This is a genomic window from Vibrio sp. 10N.222.46.A1, from assembly GCF_041473595.1.
Classification (GTDB): Bacteria; Pseudomonadota; Gammaproteobacteria; order Enterobacterales; family Vibrionaceae; genus Vibrio; species Vibrio tasmaniensis_A.
In genome coordinates, this window is the sequence record NZ_JBFRSN010001467.1 from 1 (window position 1) to 690 (window position 690).

Here is a 690-nt window from a genome sequence, read left to right on the forward strand (position 1 = left end):
ATGCTGTTGTCGGTGAGCATGTTAAGCCTCAGCAATTCCAACAAATCTACGTGAAAATGTTCCAGCCAGACGAGGAACAGGCGACGACTGAACCGCTTTATGACTGGCGGCCTCAAAGTACCTATATCCGAAGACCACCTTATTGGGAAGGGGCTCTTGCGGGAGAACGAAGCCTATCTGGTATGAGACCTTTAGCGATTCTGGGTGACAACATCACCACAGATCACTTATCCCCTTCAAATGCGATTCTCGCTTTGAGCGCTGCGGGGGAATACCTCACCAAAATGGAAGTGCCGGAAGAGGATTTTAACTCTTACGCGACCCATCGAGGTGATCACTTAACCGCGCAACGAGCAACATTCGCCAACCCTAAGCTTTTTAACGAAATGGTGAAGGACGCTGGAGAAGTCGTGCAAGGTTCATTAGCAAGAGTTGAACCTGAGGGGCAGGTTACTCGCATGTGGGAAGCGATAGAAACCTACATGAACCGTAAACAGCCTTTGATTGTCGTGGCGGGTGCGGATTATGGACAAGGTTCATCACGTGACTGGGCTGCCAAAGGTGTGCGTTTAGCGGGTGTTGAAGTGATTGTGGCTGAAGGATTTGAAAGAATTCACAGAACCAACTTGGTTGGCATGGGTGTATTGCCTCTGCAGTTCAAAGTAGGAACGAATCGCAATACCTTAGAAC

The 690-nt window shown here is 49.1% G+C and carries 1 pseudogene; it reads left to right on the forward strand.

Going from position 1 to position 690, the window contains the following annotated elements:
- A pseudogene (locus AB4496_RS27410) lies at positions 1–690 on the forward strand (Fe/S-dependent 2-methylisocitrate dehydratase AcnD); the annotation flags it as partial.